The organism is Brevibacillus reuszeri, assembly GCF_002897295.1.
Taxonomy (GTDB): Bacteria; Bacillota; Bacilli; order Brevibacillales; family Brevibacillaceae; genus Brevibacillus; species Brevibacillus reuszeri_A.
This window is the reverse complement of the sequence record NZ_BEXF01000009.1, coordinates 54,554-79,265: the sequence shown is the minus strand read 5'-3', so window position 1 is coordinate 79,265 and position 24,712 is coordinate 54,554. Positions and strand designations below refer to the sequence as shown.

Sequence of the window (24,712 nt, the reverse complement as noted above, 5' to 3'; positions counted from 1 at the left end):
TATTCATACTGATATTTCTCTATCATCTTAGTATGGGAACCCCTCTGGTTAATAGAGGCTAAAATTTTTTTGATCTAGCTGGAATTTATTAGGAATCGATGGTACAGATAAAAAGAAAGATAGGTCTCCTATTAGCGAGAAAAAATGCTAAGCGAGAACTATCTTGAGCGTATCAAATTGCTCTTTTTTGCGTTTTCTAGTTGGGCATGTCGAGATCAGACAGTAGCTTTTTCGTCTTTTTTTCTACACCCATCGTTTTCGGGTGATACCATACTTCATCGAGGACCCGCATGATATTGCCGCCTATCACTTTTGCAATATCTTCATCAGAATAACCGCGTGTGATCAACCAACGGACGATATTCGGAAACGCTTCGGTCGGATTTTCGATCCCCTCGACATAATCGACTTCCTCAAAATCTTTTTTGCCATGAGCCGCTGATATCGATAAGGCACTTGCGAAAACGCGATGGATGCCGACATGGTCACCGAACAATACATCTGGTCCAAAAGCGACATGATCAATACCAACCAGGTTCGCACAATACTCGAAATGCTCCATGAAAGAATCAAGATTGTGCCTCGGCTGATTTTTTGTCATCGTTGTATGGGGAGCTGCCTCAATGCCAATAACACCGCCGCGCTCCGCGCAAGCTCGAATGACGTGATCCGGCTTCAAGCGATTGGAGTCCCAAAGTGCCCTAGCACCTGCATGAGTAATGAAAATCGGTTTTTCGCTCGTCTCAATCGTATCCAGCGAGGTTTTGTCCCCGGAGTGAGAGATATCGATGGCAATTCCGAGCTTGTTCATACGGCGCACAGCCTGTCTGCCGAACTCAGTTAGGCCGCCGTCGTTTTTCTCCTTTAATCCGTATCCGAGTGAATTGCCTTCACTGTAAGCGATCCCCATGCAGCGAACACCGAAGCCATATAGAATATCCAATCGATCAAGCTCATTCTCGATCATCGTAGATGCTTCCAAAGAAGCGACGAAGGCAATCTTTCTATTTTTCTTTGCCTGACGAATATCATCCGTGGTGAGTCCGAGAACAACCATGTCCTGATGAGCGATATCACACAAACGCATGCCCAAGTCAAACAGGATATCATCCCATTTCCACCCCGCGCGAGAGGTGATCATTGCGGTTCCATTCATGAGATTATCAAAAACGCAATCCAGACCAGACTTGCTCAACCCTTCATACCCCATGCTGTCCCTGCCCCACCGACGAAACTCGAAGAATTCATTCAGATTCTCAGGCGCAACAAACATGTGGTCATGAAGAGAGATTACCAAATTTTCTTCAAATAGCCGTTTTGCCCGCTCTTCTTGTGCCTCTGTCAACGGGATCGTGTACGGTGGGAATAAGCCCGTTTCTTTTGATAGCTTAAACTCTTTGAAATCGACACCTGGCTCTAAATACTGATATGCACGATACCCTTTGTAATCCTTTTTTTGCATGAAAATCACACCTTTCTTTGCTTACTCGATTGGACTTCGGGTGGAGTTGTGGGGGCGGACAACATGTGGAAGCTCTAGCATGATCTTTCCCAGATGATCCACTTGCATGTTCGGTGCCAAGATAAGTTGGAGAGAATTTAGAAGAATAAGGACGTTTTATAACGGAATTTACATACATGGACAAAAACAAGAACGGTCGAATTGGAACCAGCTACACCCTAATGGAGTACCCTAAGGAACCTCAAGATTTTTATGAACTCCTGATCGAGAAACGCGGCAGATTGTTTGGGAAAAAGAAAAAATCCCGATACAAGATATCGGGATTTTGCATAGTTTGTCGAATTTTTGTATTAGGCTGCTCCTGCCTTCAGCTGTTTACGCTTCTTACCTCTCAGCGATAAGCCAAAACAGATAAACAGGATGATCGATGCGAGCATGTAAGGTGAGTTGAGATTCACATCAAACATATACCCAGCCACTACTGGCCCGGCAATATTGCCAAGACTAGTAAAGGATGAGTTAAGTCCAGCAACGTATCCTTGTTGATCCTCGGCAACCATCGACATTTGCGTACCGATAGCTGGACGCAAAATATCAATCGCTAAAAAGATAATGAAGGTCACTGCAAAAATAGCCCAGAATTTGTGGACGAACAGCGTCAGGAGAATAAACAAACCTGCAAAAAATAAGCAGACCGAGATGACTCGCTTCTCGCCAAACCTGTTCAAAATCCAGCTAAAGCAAGTAGCTTGAACCACCGCCCCCGCAATCGAGCCGAATGTAATGATAAAGGCAATATCTTTTGGACCGAATCCGAATTTATGATCGACGAACAGTCCGAAGACCGTTTCAAAATTGGCCAGTCCGAAAGACATTACAAACACAATTATCAAGCTTAAAAAATACGGCTCTCGATAGATCTGCCCTAGCTGTGAGAAAAGTCCTGGTCTCTGTTTTACAATTGTTGAAGATTTAGATGGTGCTTCTTTGACCGAGCGCGACTCCGGCAGGAAAAGCAGTGTAAACCCTGCTGCAATCATCCCCGCAACCGCTGCGGAATAAAAGGGTACGCGAATCCCAAATTCGGCGATATATCCGCCAATACCTGGTCCGATAATAAAGCCAGTTGTAATCGCCGCGTTTATATAGCCCATCCCAGCAGCACGTTCTTCATTCGTCGTGACGTCCGCCACACAAGCCATTACAGCTGGCATAATCATGGCTGCACTAATACCTCCGAGCAGCCTCGAGAGGAACAGCAGCTCCGAGTTTGTCGCTATCCCAAACAGCCATTCAGTGAATGCGAATATGATTAAGCCAATGACAATCATTCGTTTTCTTCCAAAAGAATCCGCCAAACGACCCGCAATTGGTGAGAAAAGAAGCTGTGTCAGCGAAAAAGCTGCAACCAATAAGCCGACTGTGCTTCCGCTAATACCCAATTCCGTAATGAACTTAGGCATGATCGGTATGATAAGGCCGATCCCAGTAAAAACGAGGAAAATATTGAACATCAGAATCAATACGGAGCCCCGATTTTTTAATAGTAATGTCATGCTTTTTTCCTCCAAACGCAAACATACGGAATGTTCATTCTAGATCGTAGAGAATTTCACGTTGTTGCTAAATTTTGTACGATTACGAATTTAAACTATCGGGTAACCCTATAGTCAAGGATAAATCATTCATTATATAATTTATTTATCATAAAAGTATGGAATGAAAATTATTGGGAGTGGTAATCCATGTCGAAAATCCAGCAAAAGTATTTTACTACTAGTGAAATGGCCAAAACCTGCGGCGTTACGAAACACACCCTTTTTCACTACGACGAGATCGGGCTTTTAAAGCCTGACTTTGTTAACGAAAAGGGCTATCGATTTTACTCTTTTAAACAATGCTACGCGCTCGATATCATCAATGTACTCAAAAAGGCAGGCAGTTCTTTGCAGGAGATCAAGGATTTTTTTCAGAACCATAATTCAACGATGTTCGTTAACCTGATTCAACAGAAACAACGAGACTTGGAAGTGGAGCATCTTCGAATCCAAAGAATGCAGTATTTTTTGAAGGGCGCTGTCGAGATGACCGAAACAGCCATGAATGACTTGAGGGATACTCCGATGATTGAGGAATGTGAAGCGCAATACTTCATTACTACGCAGATCGAGCATTGTCTGGATGAGCAAGAATATGCCAAAAAGTTGAGTGAGCATCGAGATTATTCCGAAAAACACCTCATCCTTCATGAGTTTCCGCTTTGGTCGATTTTGAGTAAAGAACGTTTTCAATCTGAACATTACTTTCCAAACTATATTGCCTATAAACTTATCGACCCTATTCAAACAGAAAAAATGGTTACAAGACCAAAAGGAAAGTACGCTGTCTTGGATCATATTGGATCGTATGAAAGTATGCCGTCCACATACGCGACGCTGAAAAAGTACATTAACAGCAAGGGATTACATGTCAGTACCGATGTGTATGAAGTGGAAATGCTTAATTACCTTACTGAAAAGGACCCTGATAACTTCATTATTCGGATTTCAGTTGGTGTGTCGTAGCGCCTTCCACTCTTTAGGAGATGTCAGCAGTAAAAAAGGGAGTGTTAGTTTTGAACGAAAAAACGCCCACTACTATCACTTCCCTATATAAGTAGTCCTTTAAAAGGATGTCGTGCAAATGGTCAACAGTATTTGGAAGCTTTATTGGGGTGGAATCACGCAATCAGCGTAAGCGTAGCCTAGAGAATCAAATCATAGAATTTTATTAATATAGCTTTGATAATTTTCCTTATCGTTTATCAAAGCTTTTTTTGTTCGTAACAATCCCCATGGCTAAGTCGTGGGATCGCGCCGCTTACCTACCTTTTCTGAATGAAAATAAGCCGGATTCCCCGGCTATTCTTAAAGAAATAATGGTGTTCTTTCCTTACTCCGGAATCTGATAGGGCCGATTAAAAATAATATTTTCTACAGCTTCAATAGTCGCTTGTGTCCGTGCTTGGTCCTGTTCCATATTTGAAAGATAAATCAGCGTTTTATCTTTATCGATATAACGGCCCAACCAGGTTTGATATCCTGGCCAGCCACCTCCATGGCAAACAACCTTTCCCACACCCGGCTCATTGCGAATCCGCCAGCCATAACCGTAATCATAAGATTGGTGATCTGCCAAGAGAACAGGCGAAAAGGCTTTTTCTAGGGTCTCATTGCTTACCAGCTTTTCTGTATATAAGGCCCTATCCCATTTTCTCAAGTCTTCAAGCGTTGAATTAACGACTCCATCTCCCTGAATTCCATCCAGATAAAACACAAAATCGTGCTCTGCTAAATCGTCTGGCAAACAATATTTATCCAAATGCTCGGAATAAACGTATCCATAAGCGTAATTGTCAATGGACTCCTGAGAATATCTCCTGTTGTATACGCGAGTCTTCTCCATCTCAAGCGGATGAAAAATACGTTGTTTCATAAAATCAGCAAAGCTTGTTCCCGACGCTTGCTCGATGATTAAGGCGAGTAACACATATCCGGTATTACTATATTCATATTTTTCATTCGGACGAAAATAGACGTCCGGCTTATGGAGCATGAGCTGCTCAAGAATATCATGGTTCGTAGCAATTTTGGACCTATCCCAGTATTGCTCAAATAAATCCATGTAATCCGGTAAACCAGACGTATGTGTCAGCAGATTCTGTACAGAAATATCTGCATATGGAAGATCAGGAAGGAATTTTTCGATTGGATCCTCGTAGCTGAGTTTTCCCTGTTCTTGCAAAATCATGATGCCCATAGCGGTAAATGCTTTGGAAACGGACGCAAGCTCAAAAACCGAATCGGTATTCAACCTCGTAGAAGGAGCCAGCTGAGCGAAACCGAATGAACCTGTGTAAATGGGAACGCCTTTATCGAGCACCATAATGTTTCCATTGAATTTCTTTTTATCTGCCAAAGTCGTAAATAGTTCATCAAGCTGGTTTGATTGCCGTTCAATCGAATTGCTTTGTTCCATATTTCATAACTCCTCTCGGGATCAGGCTGAATACAAAAATGGATGTAGCTTGTTAACGGACTATCCTTGACAGTTTTTTTCTAACTCCTTAACCATAAACCTTCTCTTCCAAAGTAACGGCTTTTATTCTATTCATATCAGGTGTGTAGCCGATTCCAACCCCATCTGGAACGGTTATGATTCCGTTATCTACGGTTACTTCCGGGTTAATAATATCAGCATGCCAATAGTTGGAGGAAGCAGCCGTATCTCCAGGCAGCGTAAAATTAGGGAGGGAAGTCATGGCAATATTATGTGCCCTTCCAATTCCGGATTCGAGCATTCCTCCACACCAAACAGGGATATTGTGCTGTTGGCATAGATCATGTATTTTTTTGGCTTCTGTGAGTCCGCCTACTCGACCAATTTTGATATTGATTACCTTTGTACTTCCCAACTTAATCGCTTTCCGTACATCTTCTGCGGAATGGATGCTTTCATCTAAACAAACAGGGGTTTGAATGCGCGCTTGTAATTCAGCGTGATCAATCAAATCGTCGTGTTCCAAAGGCTGCTCAATCATCATTAATTGAAACTCGTCCAGTTGCGCCAAATGATCAATATCCGCTAGGCTGTACGCAGAGTTTGCATCGACCATTAGAGGAATCGCAGGGAATTCTTTACGTACTGAACGTGTTACCTCCACGTCCCACCCTGGTCTAATTTTAATTTTTATCCGTTTATACCCTTCTGACAGACTGCGTTCAATTTTACGTAGCGTCTGATCTATAGAATCCTGGATTCCGATGCTAACCCCTACTTCGATCTGCTTCTTGACTCCTCCTAAAGCAGTTGCCAATGATATATTCTTTTCTCTTGCGTATAAATCCCAAATGGCACCTTCCAGGGCCGATTTCGCCATGTAGTTTCCGCGAATATGTGAAAAGAGCTTCGACACATCATCTGGATGACTGATTTCCTCTCTTTGAAGGATCGGGATAAGAAAATCCTCCATGATATGCAAATTCGTTTTTACTGTTTCTTCTTTATAAAAAGGGTCAGCACTTGCAACCGACTCTGCCCATCCGGATAAGCCATCCTCATTCTGAATCTCGACAAGAAGAAATTCCCGATCTCTTTCTGTTCCCAAACTTGTAGTGAAGGGATGAACCAAATCTAATTTCAACCGTCTAATAATTACGCGATTAATCTTCACAATACGTCCCTCTTTCTGTTATTCGATAAAAATCCCAGTCTGGTTGTAAAGCTGTTCGAGTTTTTCTCGTCGTGCCCGCATATTTTTTGAATCTTTTTCGTGCATACCCTTTACAATTAATTCGGAAATACTAAGGAGTGCCAAGATGTGGTCTGAAAAAATCTCGTGATTTTCCCCAGTAGTCAATGAAATCGTTGCAAGCTGCCCGATTGGTGATAATGGTCGGTCTGTCATTGCAATTAAGGTAGCATTTTGTTCTTTTGCTTGTTCAGCTAAAACGAGAGCTTCTTTCGAGTAGCGCGGCAAGGAAATTAACAGCACAACTGAATTTTCTGTGAAATTTGCCAATGTTTCCGGATGATATCCAGTCGCAGATGAAACGAAGACATGATCACGAAGCTGATTTAGTTTGTAGGATAGCCAGTAAGCAGCAGTATATGATTCCCGAAAGCCTCCAACAAAGATTCGGTCAGCTTTTATCAATAGCTCTACTGTTTTCCAGATATCTTCCTCTCTTACTTGATCAATTAAACAATCCAGTATTTTCTTTTCATGCTGGATAGCATGAGTGAATATGTTCGTTACTTTTCCTTCTTCTTCTTCTGAAGTGGAAAGGGAGTGAGAAGCATGATGTTTATGGCTAAGCATCTCTTCTCTAATCATTTTTTGCATCTCGGAAAAGCTGTTTAAACCCAGCGCATACGCCAATCGAATGACGGTTGTTTCACTGACGCCGACTTCACGTGCAATTTGAGAAATCGTATAGAGAGCGCTCTGTTCCAGGGAAGTTACTAAAAATTCTGCAACCTTCTTTTGTCCAGGAGAAAGATCTTGGTATTTCTCCTTGATTAGCTGTTGGAATGTCTTGACTATCATAAGCATCTCCGCTCGTTGTGTAAAATTAAATACTTCATTAAATGAATGATAGCGAATTTTTATCTCCATATCAACAGCAACCCTAGCTTGAATATCTTGTTTCAACAGTTCTACCTTGGCTTTTTTCCATTAGGTAGTAATGAACAGGTTCTGTTGGATCACCTTTGATAAAATCAGAAACAACCCAATCATTTTGAAAGTAATGCTTGAAAACTCCCCTGGTTGCCATTCGCCAACGGAGTGCCAGATCGTAATTCCTTGCTTTCACCCCCTGAAAGGCTGAGGGTACGGCAACGACTAGTGGACCGTCATGCTGCTCTTGTGTAAGATCAATTGATTGCGGCTCGGGATCGCCTTGCTGGTTGATTTCAAAATGCAAGGCTGTTTTTGTATGAACGTCCGTTTCTCTCTTTTTTTGCGGATTCGCTAGCTTCTCCACTACTTCGGGACGCCTGATCCACCACTCTACCTGAAACCGATCTGAAGGTAAGCCGGCATTCAAAATATCTGGCAGCTCACCGTAACAGTTTTGGATGTAAGTGGAGCAAATCGCTCCTAATTTGCGAATGTTCAAATTTCCGTTAACCGTTTCCAAAGGGTCATACGTCCATAAAACGAGGTCATAGCCTTTTTCAATCGCGGCTTTCTGTTGTGCCCGTTTGATCTTCTCTCCCACTCCACCTTTTTGGTATTGGGGATGGATGCCCATGGTGTGCGAGCAAAGGTATGCCTTCTCGCCGTCAAACCCCGCAAAGCTGTATTGAAAGCCGATTAGGCGCTCTCCCACAAATGCTCCTATGACCATGCCGCCGTGCTTGACTGCTGTCATCGTTTGATGCAAGGGCACTGGGTCATCGGATGCCCAAATCAATTCTTCCAGCTCTTTTACTGCCAGCAGCTCTTCATGGGTGTTCAAAAGTCTAATTGTTATAGACTCTAAAAGTTGTCTGCTCTGCATGAACATTCACCTCCTCATCATGAATCTCTTTCCTGTAACTAACAGGAGAATTATGTACTACATTTTTTAACAAAATAGAATAAAATCCTCCGTTTAATCATTTTATCATAATTGCAAAAAAAATAAATTGTTTTTGAATCAAAAGACCCTTCCACTGAGAAGTTTTAGACCAATGACAATCAGAACGTAACGCATACTAGCCACACAACTTGAAACTCAAGAAAGGGCAAACCAACAAGGTTTACCCTAGACAAAACAAGATAAAGTTTTTAAGCGAAGGAGCTTCAACAGGTATTCCCAGATCTTACACTGAAAACCGCGACAATCGCCAACTGTTTAAATCGTCCATCTGCACATTTTCGATAATCTCCTTTGCTGCCAAACGACTTACGAAAGGGGGTAATGCAATCGCTGCATGCATGACTGCTAGGTAGAGCCCCTGTATCTGGTCGTGAAATCCTACAATTGGATACCCGTCTTCAGGAATTGGTCTCATCCCTACACGGATACTCTCCAGCGTCAAGTTCTCCCCTCCTTTCAAACTATGGCGAAGGGTTTCAAATGCTCGTTTTCCAACTGCCTCCGGCCCATTTTCTTCTGACTCGTCTATATAATCTTCCGCTGCAATTAGCGTGTCGCTCGTTGGCTGTCTCGCTTCAAATTGCTGGTTCGATATGAGCTTGTGAATTAATTTCTCCTTCGAGTTCATGCGAATCAGAATGCAAGGCGAAGGCGCAACCGGCACTTCTATACCAAGTTGTCGACAAAGCTCAGGAACTGCGGTACCAGCTGCAAGTACGATGACATCTGCCTCAATAAAACGATCGGACATTTGTACGCCAACAACCTTTGAACCTTCTTTTATTATTTGTATAACTTTTGAATCAAAAAGAACCGTTACGCCATTCTCTACCGCTTTTTTCTAAACAGGTTTGTTGCGAAAACAGGATCTAATGCGCCCTCTTTATGTGCAAAAATTGCTTCCTCGGGGTATTCTTTCAGGTTTGGCTCCAATTCGATAATCTGGTCTCGATTCAATCTGTGGACATGAGACTCTTCCATGTTTGCACAAACTCCCCAAGTAAGAGCACCATGCCAATTTACGTTTAGATCAGGGAGCTCATTTCTAAAGCATGGTATTCATCTAGAACTGCATCGTATAAAGGTCGGGAATTGCCAAAAACGCGGCCAGACGGGTTGATTCAGGCGAACGATTTTTCTGTTGCCTCACTGGCAGCCCCTACATTGCTATCGATTAAGGTGACATTTTTATTTTGCTTTGATAGGTGGTAGGTCATCGCTGCACCAACAAACCCTGCACCGATAACTAAAATCTTTTCTTTTTTTGTATACATGTCATTCTCCACTCCATAAATTCCATACGAATGCATAATAGCGCTGCAAGCACCATGTGGAAGGAGCAACGGGTACTTCAATAACTTACACCGTTATATCGTAGGTGCTTTCAGAAGTTCTTCATAGGTGAATACATTCGAATAGTGAGTTAGATCGCTAGTATGTAATCTATTTTCGACCTCTTCATTGATCTCGTCTTCGATATATAATCCGCAATCAGCACATTCAAGTGCGGGCACCTGAAGTATCTCTACAGTGCTTGCTCCATCGGGTAGTACCCAGTAGCCATCTTTTGTGGTTTTTCTCGCTTTATCTTCGTTACACCATAAGCATTGCATTAATAATATCCTCCCTGACATTTTGCATGTATTTGTCTAGTGAATATATAGTTAGCAAGGACCATGCCAACTTCAAGCGCAAGGAAAATAAGCGAGTTTCAGTAACGTGATCGAGTTTTTGCCGGAAATTCGGCATTCCTTTCTAAAATCGGTGCATATTTTTGGGCAGTATTTTATCCATTCCATATTTTTGTGCAGCTTCAAGCGAAATCTGCTAAAGTGTCCTGGATAGAAATGGTGTTTTTTTGAAAATAATAAGATTGTTGAACATGAAATGGAGGTGCACTCACATGCAAGAGGATCAACAAGTTAACGAGAATTTGAGTTCTGTTTTGGACCCAGAGTTTGCCGGAACGGATGCACATAAGGTAAAACAAGAAATTCAAAAAGATCTAAGCCAAGGAATAGGTGCAATGACTTCTCGAGAGGCAGGAGCTATGCGCGACTAATGCCAGGCACCAATACAAAGAAGCCATCGACTATGGAAAGGATGCCTTCCTAGTCGATGGCTTCATATGAAAAGGGCTGTCTGAGCTGTTATTTTAAGTCGAAACGGTCTGCATTCATTACCTTGACCCAAGCAGCGATAAAGTCACGAACAAACTTTTCTTTGTTATCGTCTTGGGCATAAACTTCTGCAATTGCGCGTAAAACGGAGTTCGAACCGAAAACAAGGTCAACTCTAGTTGCTGTACGCAAGACTTCACCTGTCTTGCGATCACGTCCTTCGTATGCTCCGCCTTCTACAGGCTTCCACGCTACTCCCATGTCAAGCAGGTTAACGAAAAAGTCATTCGTGAGCGTACCTACACGATCCGTGAATACACCGTGCCCAGTACCACCGTAGTTTGTACCTAGTACACGCATCCCGCCAATAAGCACGGTCATTTCTGGTGCAGTCAGGTTTAACAGCTGTGCCTTGTCTATCAGGAGCTCCTCAGCACTCACACTATACTGCTTCTTCTGATAGTTGCGGAAGCCATCAGCGACGGGCTCTAGAACGGAAAAGCTCTCTACATCGGTTTGCTCTTGAGTTGCATCGCCACGTCCGGGAGCAAAAGGAACGGTTACATCAAAGCCAGCATCACGTGCAGCTTTTTCTACTGCAGCACTACCACCGAGTACAATCAAATCGGCAATGCTGACGTTCTTATCTAGTTCGTTTTGAATGCCTTCTAGTACAGTCAGCACTTTTGTCAATTGTTCTGGCTGATTTACTTCCCACTCCTTCTGTGGAGCAAGACGAATGCGGGCACCATTTGCGCCGCCACGTTTATCTGAGCCACGGAAGGTACTAGCTGAAGCCCAAGCCGTTGTTACAAGCTCGCTAACTGTGAGTCCCGAAGCTAAGATCTTGGCTTTCAGATCTGCTATTTCTGCATCTGATAATTCATAATCTACTGCTGGTATAGGATCTTGCCAGACCAGCACTTCTTCGGGAACTTCTGGGCCTAGATATCTGGCCCGAGGACCCATGTCACGGTGAATTAGCTTGAACCATGCACGAGCGAATGCATCTGCAAACTCTTCTGGGTTCTGATGGAAGCGTCGAGATATTTTCTCGTATTCCGGATCCATCCGCATTGCCATATCCGCAGTGGTCATCATCGTCGGAACACGGATGGATGGATCTTCTGCATCTGGTGCTAGATCCTTCTCAGCAGGATTTACCGCAGCCCACTGATGAGCACCTGCCGGACTCTTTGTAAGCTCCCATTCGTATCCAAACAGAAGATCAAAATAGCCATTATCCCACTGCGTCGGATTCGCAGTCCATGCCCCTTCAACACCACTGGTGATGGCATCACGACCTTTTCCGCTGCCGTGCGTGCTTAGCCAGCCCAAGCCCTGTGCTTCGATAGGAGCAGCCTCTGGCTCTGGACCAACAAGAGCAGCATCTCCTGCACCGTGCGCCTTGCCAAAAGTGTGTCCGCCAGCTGTGAGTGCAACGGTTTCTTCATCATTCATTCCCATACGTGCAAAGGTTTCGCGGATGTCGCGAGCACTTCCAAGCGGATCTGGCTTGCCGTTTGGACCTTCCGGATTCACATAGATCAGACCCATTTGTACGGCAGCCAGAGGATTCTCAAGGTCTCGATCGCCAGTATACCGCTTATCACCCAGCCATTCCGTTTCCGTACCCCAGTAAATGTCTTCTTCTGGATGCCAGATATCTTCGCGTCCTCCACCAAAACCAAAAGTCTTGCCGCCCATGGATTCAATAGCGACATTGCCTGTTAGAACGAGCAAATCTGCCCAGGAGATCTTGTTGCCATACTTTTGCTTAATCGGCCATAGTAGCCGGCGGGCTTTGTCGAGGTTGCCGTTGTCCGGCCAACTATTCAGTGGAGCAAAACGCTGTGAGCCTGCACCAGCTCCACCACGACCGTCACCTGTTCGATAAGTACCTGCTGCGTGCCAAGCCATACGGATAAAGAATGGACCATAATGACCATAATCTGCTGGCCACCAGTCTTGACTGTTTGTCATTAGATCATGTAGATCCTGCTTAAGAGCGAAGTAATCTAACTTTTTAAATTCCTCCGCATAATCAAAGTCTTCTCCCATCGGATTAGATTTTCGGTCATGCTGGTGTAAAATATTCAAGTTCAACTGGTTTGGCCACCAGTCTCTGTTTGACGTACCACTAGATTTATGACTAGCTGCGCTGCCGTGGTGTACCGGGCACTTTCCAGTGTTAGCTGTGTTGTTGGCGTCCATTCATGTCCCTCCTCAGTGTGTAAATGAAGTCGCGAATCATTATGCCTATAGCAGTAAGAAACTTACAAACTGGCTGACAAAAACATCTTTTTTCATGGACGTTTTCAATGAAATATTTCGATCCATCCCCCCCAAAAGGCTCGGGAAAGTCACTAAAATACCAAGCCTCCATTTATTTAGATTAATTCTAAAATGATAATAACTATTTTCAATTAAAATAACAATAGTTTTTTTATATAGATTTTTCTTATGGTCCCCTTCGAATGCAGGATAAACGGATCTCCACAAAAAGTCAGGAGACCTTTGTACTATTTGTATACTATTTGTCTTTTTATAAGGATATGCCTCCACTTTCCTTTGTCTGCCAAACGGCCAAATCAGAAAAAGCCCTTCTCACGATTTTCCTGAAAGAGGGCTACTCTGATCACTTCGTTTACGTTTCGTTCATTTACTTGACTATAGATCCCTTTTCATCTTTGCTACATCGCTTTGCTTTGTTGATGGCCTCTCCATCTCTGAGAGTGAACGGCGGTCATAAGCGACCAGAATCATCGCTGTTCCGAGGATCGTGCAAAGCATATACATCATGGAATAGGAGGTCAAATCAGCCACTGGCCCCATGATTATTCCCCCTAGCGAAACGCCAAGATCTGCCATGGCGATAAACAAACCGATCAGCACATTACGATTCTCTTTTGGTAGTACGAAGCTTAAATAGGTCGTCAGCGTTGGATAAAGGAGTGCTTGTGCGACGCCCATTAATAGCGCCCCGGTATAAAATAGAACCGCTCCAGCAGTTGTTGCCAAGCTGATGCATAGCGAAGCCACGGCCAGCATTAGCATCGTGCCCATCATAAAAAATGAATGCCATCTGCCATCGGAAGGAATTTTTCTTCTAAGCACAAAGCGTGCCGCGACGACAATTGCCGCCTGCAGCATCAAATATACGGCTGCGCTGCCCCTTTCAATCTGCGAAGCGTACAACGGAATAAATGTAGTTACAGCGCCGAAGATTAGCGATGCGCTCAACATTAGTACACTGCTTTTGAACAAATGTGGATTATGTACCAATTGACCAAAGGATTGCAGCATCACAGTCGCCTGGCTATGTTGTTCGGATTTACCTGACGACTCATCTGCCTTGGCGTCCATTTTCGCCGTATAGCCTACCGCCCCAGTCAGAAATGCGATCGCGATCATAATGATTGCAAACAAGTTCATATCACCTGTTTGCCAGATGCCTATTGCAAGCACAGGACCAATCATGCCCGGCAGATAGGAGCACAACGAATACATGGAGATGCCCTGCGACCGATCCTTGTCAGGAAGGGCGTCAATAATGCCAAGCTGCAGAGCCATAGAAAAAAAGGCAGTGCATACCCCCTGCAGTACACGAGCAATAAAATATCCTCCTAGACCGGCAACGGCGTACATGACGAGAGCAACCCCGTTGACAAGTAAGATGACGCGCAGCACCTTAATCGGACCGTGACGTTGAATCAGCCCGCCAGCCCACGGACGGAAAAACATGGTGGTAAAAAGATACGCTCCCATAATGACGCCAATCGAGGTATTGGACGCTCCCAGTGCTTCCCCTTTCAAAGGGATCAAAACATTTAATATCGAATTGCCACTGAAATAAAAAAACGTGAGCAAATAAAGCCGCATAAACGGCCAGGCTAAAGCTCCTTTCACGTTAGTGCTCCTTCCCCGTTTATTGGTTAGGTCATACCATGATCTTTCGCAGCAGCTCCCTAGCATAAGATGATTGGACGCTTCCCAGACGATCGACGTCAACTATTTCCTCAATCCGGCCATTTCTCACAATCATGATCCTGTCGCACACATAGGCAGCTGCCTGGATATCGTGAGTGATAAAGATATAACCCATACCATGCTTGACCCTCAGGCTTTTTAGTAATTCTAGAACCTGCACTTGGACGGAGCCATCGAGAGAGCTAATTGCTTCGTCCAGCACGATGCACGCGGGTTCAGTGGAAACGGCTCTGGCAATGCAGACTCGCTGCGCTTCTCCACCAGACAGCTCGTGGGGATATTTCGAAAGATAGGTTGCATCCAGGCCGACCTGTACTAGCAGGTGCTCCATTTTACTTTTTCGCAGCTCCGGCTTCTCCTTTGCAAGCGTTAACGGTTCAAGCATTGCCTGTTCCACTGTATAGAACGGATTAATAGAGGACTTATAGTCTTGAAATACCGCAGTGATGCCTCCACTCCTCGAACGGTAATCTGATACCGGTTTGCCATCCAGCATGATGCTGCCCCGGTCTGGCTTCTCTATGCCCAGCAGCATTCGTCCCAGCGTCGATTTGCCGCTCCCGCTTTCGCCAATAATGCCAAGGCATTCGCCCCTCTTCCATTCAAAGCTAATGTCGTACAGTACGTGCTGCTGTGTACTACTGAACCAGCCGCCTTTTTTATATGATTTGAATACGCCGTCAACTATCAGCAACATCCATACCTCCCATAAGCTGCTTGAAATGACGCTGCAGAGCCAGCTTTGACGAAACAAGATAACGGGTATACGGATGGTTGGCGCGGGAGAAAATGTCCCCTCTCTCACCTTGCTCAACAATTTCTCCGTCCTTCATAACCAAAACTTTATCAGCAATTCGTTTGACCACGCCCAGATCGTGCGAGACAAAAATCAGTGAGCAGCCAAGACGGTATCGCAGTTGCATGAACTGTTCCACAACCTCGTACTGTGTAATGGCGTCTAGCGCTGTCGTCGGTTCGTCGGCGATGATGATGTCTGGTTCTAGCACGATAGCGAGCGCAATCATGACCCTCTGCAGCATGCCACCGGACAATTCATGCGGATAACGGCCCATTACTGCTATCGGGTCTTTGAAGCCAACGCTCTCCATCGCTCGTTTAACATTTTCGATCATCTCGGTACGGCTCCAATGAGAGGTATGTACCGTAAGCGTTTCACGCAGATGAGCACCGACTGGACGAGACGGATCGAGTGCACGCATGCCATTCTGCATAATCATGCAGAGCCGCTTTCCTCTCAGCCTGCGCATCTGTTTCTCAGGAAGCTCGGACAGATTGATCCCATTCAGGATGATGTCGCCTGACTGACGAAGCCCGGGCCGATTTAGACGCATTAAAGCCCGGCAGGTCAATGACTTTCCGCTTCCACTTTCCCCTACGATAGCAAGGCATTCCCCTTGTTTGATATGGAAAGAGCTATCCCGAACAAGCATGTGACCAGTGAGACGGTTCCATATTTTCAAATGATCGACTTCAAGCACATTCATGGCTGATTAGGCAACCTCCTTCCCTCTTAGCTTCGGCAAAAATGTCCCAATAGGTGCTTTCTTTCCACGATTAGCACTCATCAATTTCGGGTCAAGCACAGTTTGAAGCGAATCGGACAAGAAATTGACCGCTGACACGACTACCATAATCGCTAAGCCAGGAATCACCATCAGCTCTGGACGGGAGAACATGACTGTTCTTGCTTCATTCATCATCATACCCCATTCTGCTTCCGGCGCCTGAATGCCCAGACCAAGAAAGGACAACCCGGATATTTGCAATATCATGGACCCAAAGCTGCTGCTTGATATAACAGCAATTTCCGGAAGTGCGACTGGCATGATATGCTTCGCCATTATGCGAAAATGGCCAGCTCCAAGCGTTTTGGCAAATTTCACGTAATCGGCGTCCGCATATTGCATGACAGCAGTACGAATGATACGGGCGAACCATGCCCATTTCATCAGCACAAACGCGAGCAGTATGTTTTCTAGCCCCGCCCCCAGCATGCCAACAATCGCGAGCGTCATCACGTATCCCGGAAAAGAAAGCATGCAATCGCAAATTCGCATCAGCAGCGCATCCGTTCTCCCCTTGAAATAGCCTGCGATAAAACCGAATAGGGTTCCGATGCATGCAGACGCGACTAATGCGACTAACACCCACAGAACGCTTGGACGAATACCGTAAATGAGCCGAGAAAGAACGCAGCGGCCAAGATGGTCGTTGCCAAGCCAGTATTGCCAGGATGCCTCTGCAAAGCGCAGCTCCATATGTACCTCATTCGGATCATTTGGCGCAAGAAAAGGTGCACATAGGCCGATCAAAAGAGTGGACGTGACAATGGCAAGTGATACAGCCCCTAATTTATCCTTAACCAATTGCTCAACCAGCTTCATTTAAAACTCCTTCCGCAGCTTGGGATTCAGGAACACATTGATAATGTCAGACACGGTATTGAACAACACGAAGGCGGCAGCCAGCACCAGGACATACGCCTGGATTATGGGAAAATCCCTGCTGAGTATCGATTTGACAGTCAATGTACCGAGACCAGGCCATGCAAAGATGTTTTCCACAACAACTGTGCTGCCCAAAATGATGGGTATCGCTAGACCGAACACCGATACAGCGACCTGTAAGGAATTGCGCAAAATGTATAGCGTGATTCTTTTCTCTGACAAGCCGCATGCTCTGCCGTACAGGACGTAGTCTTCATGCAGATTACTCAGCATGGAGCTGCGGATCATTCGGAAATAGATGCCCGCATACCCGACAACAATAACGGTTACTGGCAACACGTAGCTGCTATACGAGTCCATTCCACTGGTAGGAAACCAATCCAGCTTCACGGAAAAATACCAGACCATCAGCGCCGCAAGCCAGTAAGGTGGCATCGAGGTCAGCAAAAAAGAAACACCGCGAACCGATAGATCCATTATTTTTCCCTCTCTCAAAGCACAGACAATTCCCAGCCCAATAGATAGGACGATAATGAATATCGCCGACACCAGTGTCAGCTTGAGCGTATTTAACAAAGCCGGACCGAGCAACGCCCATATCGGTTTTCCCGTCACGTAGGAGCTTCCGAAATCAAGCTGTATGCAGGAAGACAGCCAGTCAAAATACCTGATGAGCAGCGGTCGGTCCATACCGAGCGCGATCCTCGTCTCTGCAATTAGCTCATCGGTTACGATCGGTACTTCCTGTGCACGTAGGATAATCTCAGCTGGCTCCATCGGTGATAGATTGTTCAGCACAAATGCCAGAAATGAAATGACAACAAGCAACGGCAATGCGATAAGAATACGTTTAACGATGTAACCGCCCATAATGCCTTTCTTTCACCCCCATTCTCGGATCATCGCTTTTGCGCCCCCTATTCGAAATGCATTCGTTCAAACGGAAGCTCATATTGAGTTTGCTTGAACGAAACTCCTTGTAGACTAGCCGGAGCGACAACGGTTACGCTGCCGTTTGTCAACGGAATAAATACTGCCTCGTTATGTACGATCGTCAAAATGTCGGCATAAAGCGCCTGCCTCGTTTTTTCGTCTACAGACACCATCACTTCATCAATTTTTCGGTAAAGCTCATTCGCCTGAGGGATGCCGCTTGTTGTATAACGATAGGATGACTCGGCGGCAAAGGCGGCAACCGTGCTCTGCGGATCATAGGCAAGTCCCCATGTTTGGTTGAATAGCAGATCATAGTCGCCCTTTGCTCTCCGATTTGCAATGGAGCTTGATTCCTCACCGATCAATTCTAGCTTCATGCCGATCTTGGATACCTCATTTTGAATCAGCTCAGCCTGTGTTTTCTGGGAAGAGGAATTTACATCGTAATACAGCTTCATCGTGAGCGGGCGGCCCTCTTTCATCCGAACCTCACCATCTTTCACCGCAATCCAGCCAGACTGTATCAGCAAGCGCTTCGCGGCTTCCAGATCGTATTCACGCTTATTCAATCCGATATTGGCGTAGGTTACATTTGTGGAAAAAAGCGTTTCCGCCGCCGTTTCCGTATCGCTGAAGATACTTTTGCTAATCGTCTTTCGATCGATGGAGTGCCAGATTGCTTCGCGTACCGCTTTCTCGCCGACGGGGCTGTCAGACCTGCTGCTATTCGCTACGATCATCTTCGTATTCATCGGTTCGCTGCGGACAATTTGGTATGTTCCCGTATGAGTCAGTCGATTCATCGCTTCCACATCGATACTGTCAGCACCGCGATCGTCTGTGAAAACAAAGTTGACCTCACCCTTTTGCAAAGCTAACAAAGTTGTCTCACCGGCAGGCAGCACTTTGCCTGTTATACGCTTTACCTTTGGCGCCCCATTCCAGTAGTTTTCGTTTGCTTCGAAGCGCGCGTATTGATCGGTCACATGCTCGATCAGTTTATAAGGCCCAGTGCCATTAAAACCCGCGACGCCATCCTTCGTTTCTCCATTATTAAAATCGTTAGGCGACAGAAATACATAGGGACGCGTCATTGATAGCTCGAGCAACGTCGGATAATACGGTTCCGTGAGCGTTAATTGGACCGTATGCTCATCAAGTACACTGACATCCTTCAGTTTCGAGGACAGTTTTATCCAGGCATGCTTATTTGCATTGTGCTGCACCGCTTGGATATTCTTTTTGACCGCTTCTGCGTTAAATGGTGCTCCATCGTGGAAAAAGACATTTTTTCGCAGATGGAATGTGTAGATCTTGCCATCCCCAGAGATGTTCCAAGATTCTGCCAACAGGGGCTTGATCCCGTCCCGAGTGTTCTCGACCAACGATTCGTACACCATTCCCTGTGCGGCCATCGAGCCAGGGTACAAATGTGGGTTCATATCGTTAATATCTTTCGCTGTTGCATAGACGATCTCACGAGTCTTGTCTGGCATTTCCGTGACACTGCCTACGGTGTCGCTACATCCAATCAGCAAGCTGATGGCAAAAATACTCGCCAATAACCCGGTTAAGGTTACTTTGTGCATCTGTTTGTAACACCCCTTAAAAAATAATGATTACGATTTACCTTATATTAGTACATCGTAATGATTACTATTATCGATGTCAATTGTTTTTTTTTATAGGGTGTCAACAAATACAAGAAAAACTAGAAAAAATCGGTCTAAATATACTGTAGTCGGATTTCTGATGCGCATCCTGCCCACGCTGAAACAATTCATCGATCGGAAACCTCTCGTATAACGATTATTCAGCAGGAGGAATTTTTGTAGACGGCGGAAAAGACCTTGTCATTAAACGAAACGATAGCCTTAACAATGGTAGGCATTGAAGTGACAAGTGAGCACGCAGGTCAATATACAAGGGGGTTACCATAAGGAACAATGTGATTTATGGTAGCGCGACGAACGTTTTGACCAAGCCGCGTTGTGGCAGTGGAATAATGTAACTTACGCCGGATTTGCATTTACAGTTTAATTCGCCCACTATTAAGGCAAGAAAAAACGGTAGCCTGTGTATTGGCTACCGTTTTTCCACATAACGGACAGTTCTCATAAAAACTCAATTTTTCTTCACAACAACACAATAGAAAAAGATAGCCAAAACTTGCTCACCTTTAACATACAAATAGAAGCGACCAATTTTCCATCCACTATTTTACATAATTGGTTAGTTTCCCGATATTCTCTACTTCCACATTCACAATATCTCCTGACTTCATTGGACAACTACCAGACGGTGAACCGGTAGCCAAAATATCACCTGGCTCCAGTGTCATAACCTGCGAAATCCAACTAATAAGAAAAGGAATAGAAAGTGACATCTGATTAGTGTTACCATCTTGTACAACTTTACCGTTTAGAGTTGTGATTATTCGCAAATTCGATGGATCTATACCTGTCACAATCCACGGCCCAAGCGGTCCAAAAGTATCAAAACCTTTACCCCGTGTGAACTGGGGATCGGATTTTGTAAGGTCTCTCGCAGTCACATCATTAAAAATTGTACAACCAAAAACATAATCTAATGCATCTTCTTCTTTTATATTTTTACCCCGTTTCCCAATAACGAGTGCTACTTCCCCCTCCATTTCCACCTGCTGGGTTAATTCACTTGACGGGAGAATGATATCCCCCCCATCTGGAATCAATGAAGATGTTGGTTTTAAGAACAAAAACGGTTCCTTGAGGTTGGCTTGTCCCCCAGTCTCTTTTGCGTGTCCAGCGTATGTCCACCCGAAGTTAACCACTTTTGAGGGTACAACAGGCTCTAAAATTTTCACATCAGCATATCTAACTCTTACGCCATCATATTTTAGTTCGTTATTTACAATTTCATTAAAACTACTGGTCAATTGTAAAATTTCGTCACCATCAACAATTCCGTAGTGAATTTTACCATATTCATTCTGATAGCGAACTATTGTTTGTGTTTTTTGTAGTACCAGCATTTCTATGCCCTCCATCTAAAATCGAATAATACATTTCCCCAACAACATCGGGTTAACTCCTTTTCATTATCTAGCAATAAATAAGGTCGCTGAATGTACTAGGTACTATCTTATTATCAACTTCAATCAATAGTAAAACTATTTGTTTTAATTAATTGGATCGGGATAAATAATTAATGTTTAATCAGCATTTCAACTGTACTGTAAACCAATTCTTAGACTTTGCTTTAATAATCTAAACTTGATAATAATAATTTTGAGCATTTCTGTGCAGTTATACTCAGAAATGCTAATGATACAACAGCTTGGAAACTGGCTTCCTTAAATACTCTTCCACTATCAATTTTCTGGGGATGGGGATCTTTACCTCTATTTACTGAAGGGCATTGAAGAATCTCGCAGAACATAAAAGGACCTCTTGGGGTCCTTAGAAACTTTTTGTTCTGCTTTTTTATTTTGATTGTCGGTATTTTTTTGAACAACAATAATGCAGCTCACATGATAAGATTGATGAACGAAGAAACATTACGAAAATATATGATCTTCTACAAAGACGAAAATGCTTACATACTGCGCTTGCTGATTTTTATAAGCAAACAGGAAGTGACTTCCTTAAGCTAGTAATTGGTTGTCAGACAGAAGTTGAAAAGTACAAAAATATCCAAGCCCAGGAAGCTATGCAATTCTGCAATGCCAGAATTGAAGTTCTCCTCGCCTTTTCTTTTTTACTTTAACACAATAAAGACTACATCGACTTTCTCGACAGCATGAAACCAGAATGAATGTCATTCTGGTTTCATGTATGCCAATTCAGTTTTTCGTAAGGTTAACTGTGAATGGCGTGTCCGAGTGCACCTCGAACCGCTTCCAGCAGTGCTTCGGAGAGCGTAGGATGGGGGGCTATGAAGCTCTCCATCGCATCTGCTGTCATTTCCGCATGCAGCAGGAGTGTCGCTTGGCCTATCAGCTCTGTTGCTCTCGGCCCTACGAGCGTAACACCGACAATCTCGTGATAGACTGGCTCTACCAGCACCTTCACTTTTCCTGAAATTTCTTGCACAATCATCGCTTTGCCGTTCGCCGAAAAAGGAAATTCTCCGACAAGTAATCCTTCATATTGTTCCCGAGCCTGGCGTTCCGTCAAACCGACTGAAGCTACCTCTGGCGAAGTGTAGATACAGCGAGGAACAGCCCGAAAGTTGATGGTGACATCCTCTCCACATGCGCCGAGAGCAGCCACTTCGCCTTCGTGGAATGCGACATGGGCGAGCTGGATGCCACCTGCCACATCTCCGACTGCATAAATATGCGGCTGGCTTGTCTGCATCTGCTCATTTACCTCAATTCCTCGTGCTGTGCAACGAATACCTGCCTGTTCTAGGCCAATTCCAGATACACGCGGCTTTCGTCCAATTGCAACCAGTACTGCGTCTGCCATTACTTCACTCATGCCCTCCGCCGTGCGGACACGCGCTGTTTTGCTTGCTCGATCCAGTGATAATACACTGCTCTCGAGATATATCTCAACTCCTGAGTCCCGAAGACTTTTCTCCAGAATACACGCAATATCACTGTCTTCTCCGGGAAGGAGCTGTCCAGCCATTTCGATCAAAATGACTCGGCTTCCCATGCGACTGTATACAGAAGCGAATTCGCAGCCTATCACCCCTCCACCCACGATTAGCATGACAGGCGGGGCAGCGGGAAGTGACAAGCAATGACTGCTGCCTAATACCCATTCTCCGTCAAACGGAGCAAAGGGAAGGGCAATAGGCTCTGCCCCTGTCGCTACGATATACTTTTCTGCCTCAATCACTACGATACCGTCCGGGGTATGGACCTGCAAGGTGTGCTCATCCTGAAAGGACGCGCTACCGCGAATAACCTGCACCTGATTTCGCTTCATCAAATATTGTACGCCACCTGTCAGCTTACGAACGATGCCCTGCTTGTAATCGTGTACCTTCCCCCAATTGATCTGCGCTTGAGCGCCCGCACCCTCAATACCGAAGCGATCGGCATGCAATACGTGCTGATACGTCTCTACGCATTCTAGCAACGCCTTGGTCGGCATGCAGCCCTCGTTCAGGCACGTGCCGCCGAGCTCTTTTTGTTCAATCAGTACTACTTTTTTGCCACGCCGAGCTGCTGTGATCGCAGCTACGTAACCGGCAGGCCCTCCGCCAATGATTGCGATATCATGCATGCTCTCTTCCTCCTAGATCAGCAAGCTGTAGGGCTCTTCGAGATAACGTCTAACCTCGGCCAAAAACGCCGCTGCAGGAGCTCCGTCCAATGCCCGATGATCAAAAGTCAGGGAGAGCGGCAACAAGCTGCGTCGCTGTAGCTCACCGCCGATATATACGGGTGTATCTCTGGCTGCACCGATTCCAAGGATGCCTGTTTCCGGGGGATTCAAGACAGGTGTAAAGGTATCCACGCCATAGCCGCCGAGATTGGTGATCGTAAAGGTGGAGCCTTTCATTTCTTCGGGGGCAAGCTGATTTTGCCGGGCTTTTGTGCTGATCATTTTGATCTCATGTGATAGCTCGGCAAGTGTTTTTGCGTCTGCATGGCGGATCACTGGAACGACAAGGCCCTTTTCCAGAGCCACCGCGATGCCTAAATGAACCTCTTCATATATCTCGATGCGATCCTGGAAAAATGCGCTGTTCATCTGCTTGTGACGCATAAGAGCGAGTACGACGGATCTAGCAATCCAATCTGTGACTGACAGCTTCAGCTGGTGGCGAGCCTCCATTTCTGCAGACAGCTTTTCCTTGAGCTGTAAAAGCTCTGTAATGTCCGCCTGCATGTTGATCGTCAACTGTGCGCTCTGCTGCAAGCTTGTATGCATTCGTTCAGCGATGACCTTACGCATGCCTGTAACCGGGATGCGCTGAGGCGTTTTTGACGGCTCTGTGTCTGGCGAAGCTGCGGTTGTGCCTGCCACGGCGGATTGTCCATTTGCTGCGAACACGAATGACTCCATCTTTGTCTGCTCTGTTTTCACATCTGCGTGTGCTCGAGCCTGAACTGCTCGTTCCACATCTTCCTTTGTAATCCGTCCCTGCGGCCCTGTTCCGATCAGGAGGGTGTAATCAACACCTTCTTCCTCTGCCATTTTTCGGGCAACAGGAGATATTTTGATGCCATTGCGCGACTGTGGTGGAACTGATGCGGCTGCTACCGCTACACTCGTTCGGGCTTCCCGCTGATCTTGTACTGCCAGTGAAGCAGCTGATTCTGCCTGAGCATTTCCCGAAGCCGTAGCAGTGGGCGCAGCGACTGCTACCAGCTCGCCTGGCTGACCGACCACACCAAGGACTGTCCCGTATGGAACAACTCCTCCCTGCGGCACGTCAATACTAAGAAGGACACCATCAGCCGGAGCTTCTACCTCCATCTCGATTTTTTCCGAGCTGATGTCGACGATGCCCTCTCCCTTTTTCACCAATTCGCCCGCTTGCTTCTTCCAGGCGATGACCGTCCCTTCCACCATTGCCATTCCCAGCTTGGGCATGATGATATTCTCTGCCATTTTCCTCTCTCCTCTCCTGCCAACGTTGTCCTTTGATTCATGGGCGAGGCACCCG

22 protein-coding genes are annotated in these 24,712 nt (G+C 45.3%); 2 read left to right on the top strand and 20 right to left on the bottom strand.

What is annotated here, in order from left to right; translation table 11 throughout:
• Nucleotides 1-196 precede the first annotated feature (196 nt).
• Together C3B52_RS15940 and C3B52_RS15935 are read right to left on the bottom strand one after the other, a co-directional pair.
• Entirely contained in the window at nt 197-1,462 is a 1,266-nt protein-coding gene (locus C3B52_RS15940) for a dipeptidase (protein ID WP_103107398.1), read from the bottom strand.
• A 350-nt stretch (nt 1,463-1,812) separates the two neighbouring features.
• A complete protein-coding gene (locus tag C3B52_RS15935; protein ID WP_103107397.1) occupies nt 1,813-3,018 on the bottom strand; it encodes an MFS transporter in 1,206 nt (401 codons plus the stop codon).
• A 189-nt stretch (nt 3,019-3,207) separates the two neighbouring features.
• Here C3B52_RS15935 and C3B52_RS15930 point away from each other — a divergent pair, with 189 nt between their 5' ends.
• Nucleotides 3,208-4,026 carry a MerR family transcriptional regulator gene (locus C3B52_RS15930; protein WP_103107396.1) on the top strand — a complete coding sequence of 273 codons (819 nt, stop codon included), beginning with the start codon at nt 3,208-3,210 and terminating at the stop codon, nt 4,024-4,026.
• A 367-nt stretch (nt 4,027-4,393) separates the two neighbouring features.
• Here C3B52_RS15930 and C3B52_RS15925 read toward each other — a convergent pair whose 3' ends face one another.
• The 8 genes from C3B52_RS15925 to C3B52_RS15900 all read right to left on the bottom strand — a co-directional run bounded on the left by C3B52_RS15925 (nt 4,394) and on the right by C3B52_RS15900 (nt 10,202).
• Nucleotides 4,394-5,479: a serine hydrolase domain-containing protein gene (locus tag C3B52_RS15925; protein WP_103107395.1), complete on the bottom strand. Its 1,086-nt coding sequence runs from the start codon at nt 5,477-5,479 to the stop codon at nt 4,394-4,396.
• 88 nt (nt 5,480-5,567) lie between these two features.
• The gene (menC, locus tag C3B52_RS15920) at nt 5,568-6,674 is read right to left on the bottom strand and encodes an o-succinylbenzoate synthase (RefSeq protein WP_103107394.1); all 1,107 of its coding nucleotides are present in this window, start codon (nt 6,672-6,674) and stop codon (nt 5,568-5,570) included.
• Between the two features lie 18 nt (nt 6,675-6,692).
• Nucleotides 6,693-7,655: a MurR/RpiR family transcriptional regulator gene (locus C3B52_RS15915; RefSeq protein ID WP_235615736.1), complete on the bottom strand. Its 963-nt coding sequence runs from the start codon at nt 7,653-7,655 to the stop codon at nt 6,693-6,695.
• On the bottom strand, nt 7,633-8,508 hold the full coding sequence (locus C3B52_RS15910) for a GNAT family N-acetyltransferase (protein WP_103107393.1): 876 nt from the start codon (nt 8,506-8,508) through the stop codon (nt 7,633-7,635). The genes C3B52_RS15915 and C3B52_RS15910 overlap by 23 nt, the downstream gene beginning before the upstream one ends.
• 304 nt (nt 8,509-8,812) lie before the next feature.
• A complete protein-coding gene (locus tag C3B52_RS38090) occupies nt 8,813-9,373 on the bottom strand; it encodes an NAD(P)/FAD-dependent oxidoreductase (protein WP_306418817.1) in 561 nt (186 codons plus the stop codon).
• A 44-nt stretch (nt 9,374-9,417) separates the two neighbouring features.
• Nucleotides 9,418-9,570 carry a hypothetical protein gene (locus tag C3B52_RS38085; protein ID WP_306418816.1) on the bottom strand — a complete coding sequence of 51 codons (153 nt, stop codon included), beginning with the start codon at nt 9,568-9,570 and terminating at the stop codon, nt 9,418-9,420.
• A 140-nt stretch (nt 9,571-9,710) separates the two neighbouring features.
• A complete protein-coding gene (locus C3B52_RS38080; RefSeq protein WP_306418815.1) occupies nt 9,711-9,863 on the bottom strand; it encodes an FAD-dependent oxidoreductase in 153 nt (50 codons plus the stop codon).
• A gap of 93 nt (nt 9,864-9,956) precedes the next feature.
• Nucleotides 9,957-10,202 carry a YokU family protein gene (locus tag C3B52_RS15900; protein ID WP_164684799.1) on the bottom strand — a complete coding sequence of 82 codons (246 nt, stop codon included), beginning with the start codon at nt 10,200-10,202 and terminating at the stop codon, nt 9,957-9,959.
• A 290-nt stretch (nt 10,203-10,492) separates the two neighbouring features.
• On the opposite strand from C3B52_RS15900, the gene C3B52_RS36470 reads away from it, so the two are divergent.
• Nucleotides 10,493-10,651, top strand: a complete 159-nt coding sequence (locus C3B52_RS36470; RefSeq protein WP_164684798.1) for a hypothetical protein — start codon at nt 10,493-10,495, stop codon at nt 10,649-10,651.
• Nucleotides 10,652-10,739: 88 nt separating this feature from the next.
• Here C3B52_RS36470 and katG read toward each other — a convergent pair whose 3' ends face one another.
• The 10 genes from katG to C3B52_RS15840 all read right to left on the bottom strand — a co-directional run bounded on the left by katG (nt 10,740) and on the right by C3B52_RS15840 (nt 24,657).
• Nucleotides 10,740-12,923 carry a catalase/peroxidase HPI gene (gene katG / locus C3B52_RS15895; protein ID WP_103107391.1) on the bottom strand — a complete coding sequence of 728 codons (2,184 nt, stop codon included), beginning with the start codon at nt 12,921-12,923 and terminating at the stop codon, nt 10,740-10,742.
• A 456-nt stretch (nt 12,924-13,379) separates the two neighbouring features.
• The gene (gene cntE / locus C3B52_RS15885) at nt 13,380-14,618 is read right to left on the bottom strand and encodes a staphylopine family metallophore export MFS transporter CntE (RefSeq protein ID WP_103107388.1); all 1,239 of its coding nucleotides are present in this window, start codon (nt 14,616-14,618) and stop codon (nt 13,380-13,382) included.
• Nucleotides 14,619-14,649: 31 nt separating this feature from the next.
• Nucleotides 14,650-15,393, bottom strand: a complete 744-nt coding sequence (locus C3B52_RS15880; RefSeq protein WP_103107542.1) for an ABC transporter ATP-binding protein — start codon at nt 15,391-15,393, stop codon at nt 14,650-14,652.
• Nucleotides 15,380-16,204, bottom strand: coding sequence for a staphylopine uptake ABC transporter ATP-binding protein CntD (gene cntD, locus C3B52_RS15875; RefSeq protein ID WP_103107386.1), 825 nt, complete (start codon nt 16,202-16,204; stop codon nt 15,380-15,382). Before cntD ends, C3B52_RS15880 begins: the two co-directional genes overlap by 14 nt.
• Nucleotides 16,205-16,210: 6 nt before the next feature.
• On the bottom strand, nt 16,211-17,104 hold the full coding sequence (cntC, locus tag C3B52_RS15870) for a staphylopine uptake ABC transporter permease subunit CntC (protein ID WP_103107384.1): 894 nt from the start codon (nt 17,102-17,104) through the stop codon (nt 16,211-16,213).
• Nucleotides 17,105-18,037: a nickel/cobalt ABC transporter permease gene (gene opp1B / locus C3B52_RS15865; protein ID WP_103107382.1), complete on the bottom strand. Its 933-nt coding sequence runs from the start codon at nt 18,035-18,037 to the stop codon at nt 17,105-17,107.
• A gap of 47 nt (nt 18,038-18,084) precedes the next feature.
• Entirely contained in the window at nt 18,085-19,692 is a 1,608-nt protein-coding gene (gene cntA / locus C3B52_RS15860) for a staphylopine-dependent metal ABC transporter substrate-binding lipoprotein (RefSeq protein WP_103107380.1), read from the bottom strand.
• 626 nt (nt 19,693-20,318) lie between these two features.
• Complete coding sequence (locus C3B52_RS15855) at nt 20,319-21,116, bottom strand: fumarylacetoacetate hydrolase family protein (protein WP_103107378.1); 798 nt, start codon at nt 21,114-21,116, stop codon at nt 20,319-20,321.
• A gap of 826 nt (nt 21,117-21,942) precedes the next feature.
• Nucleotides 21,943-23,322 (bottom strand): dihydrolipoyl dehydrogenase, encoded by a 1,380-nt coding sequence (lpdA, locus tag C3B52_RS15845; RefSeq protein ID WP_103107374.1) that lies wholly within the window; start codon nt 23,320-23,322, stop codon nt 21,943-21,945.
• A 12-nt stretch (nt 23,323-23,334) separates the two neighbouring features.
• Entirely contained in the window at nt 23,335-24,657 is a 1,323-nt protein-coding gene (locus C3B52_RS15840; protein ID WP_103107372.1) for a dihydrolipoamide acetyltransferase family protein, read from the bottom strand.
• Nucleotides 24,658-24,712 lie beyond the last annotated feature (55 nt).

Bases quoted from the DNA above. Each gene is read 5' to 3' on its own strand.
- lpdA (WP_103107374.1), bottom strand. From the start codon at position 23,322: ATGCATGATATCGCAATCATTGGCGGAGGGCCTGCCGGTTACGTAGCT.
- C3B52_RS36470 (WP_164684798.1), top strand. From the start codon at position 10,493: ATGCAAGAGGATCAACAAGTTAACGAGAATTTGAGTTCTGTTTTGGAC.
- opp1B (WP_103107382.1), bottom strand. From the start codon at position 18,037: ATGGGCGGTTACATCGTTAAACGTATTCTTATCGCATTGCCGTTGCTT.
- C3B52_RS15910 (WP_103107393.1), bottom strand. From the start codon at position 8,508: ATGCAGAGCAGACAACTTTTAGAGTCTATAACAATTAGACTTTTGAAC.
- C3B52_RS38085 (WP_306418816.1), bottom strand. From the start codon at position 9,570: ATGGAAGAGTCTCATGTCCACAGATTGAATCGAGACCAGATTATCGAA.
- C3B52_RS15925 (WP_103107395.1), bottom strand. From the start codon at position 5,479: ATGGAACAAAGCAATTCGATTGAACGGCAATCAAACCAGCTTGATGAA.
- C3B52_RS15855 (WP_103107378.1), bottom strand. From the start codon at position 21,116: ATGCTGGTACTACAAAAAACACAAACAATAGTTCGCTATCAGAATGAA.
- C3B52_RS15930 (WP_103107396.1), top strand. From the start codon at position 3,208: ATGTCGAAAATCCAGCAAAAGTATTTTACTACTAGTGAAATGGCCAAA.
- C3B52_RS38080 (WP_306418815.1), bottom strand. From the start codon at position 9,863: ATGTATACAAAAAAAGAAAAGATTTTAGTTATCGGTGCAGGGTTTGTT.
- cntA (WP_103107380.1), bottom strand. From the start codon at position 19,692: ATGCACAAAGTAACCTTAACCGGGTTATTGGCGAGTATTTTTGCCATC.
- C3B52_RS15935 (WP_103107397.1), bottom strand. From the start codon at position 3,018: ATGACATTACTATTAAAAAATCGGGGCTCCGTATTGATTCTGATGTTC.
- cntC (WP_103107384.1), bottom strand. From the start codon at position 17,104: ATGAAGCTGGTTGAGCAATTGGTTAAGGATAAATTAGGGGCTGTATCA.
- C3B52_RS15940 (WP_103107398.1), bottom strand. From the start codon at position 1,462: ATGCAAAAAAAGGATTACAAAGGGTATCGTGCATATCAGTATTTAGAG.
- cntD (WP_103107386.1), bottom strand. From the start codon at position 16,204: ATGAATGTGCTTGAAGTCGATCATTTGAAAATATGGAACCGTCTCACT.
- C3B52_RS15840 (WP_103107372.1), bottom strand. From the start codon at position 24,657: ATGGCAGAGAATATCATCATGCCCAAGCTGGGAATGGCAATGGTGGAA.
- katG (WP_103107391.1), bottom strand. From the start codon at position 12,923: ATGGACGCCAACAACACAGCTAACACTGGAAAGTGCCCGGTACACCAC.
- C3B52_RS15900 (WP_164684799.1), bottom strand. From the start codon at position 10,202: ATGCAATGCTTATGGTGTAACGAAGATAAAGCGAGAAAAACCACAAAA.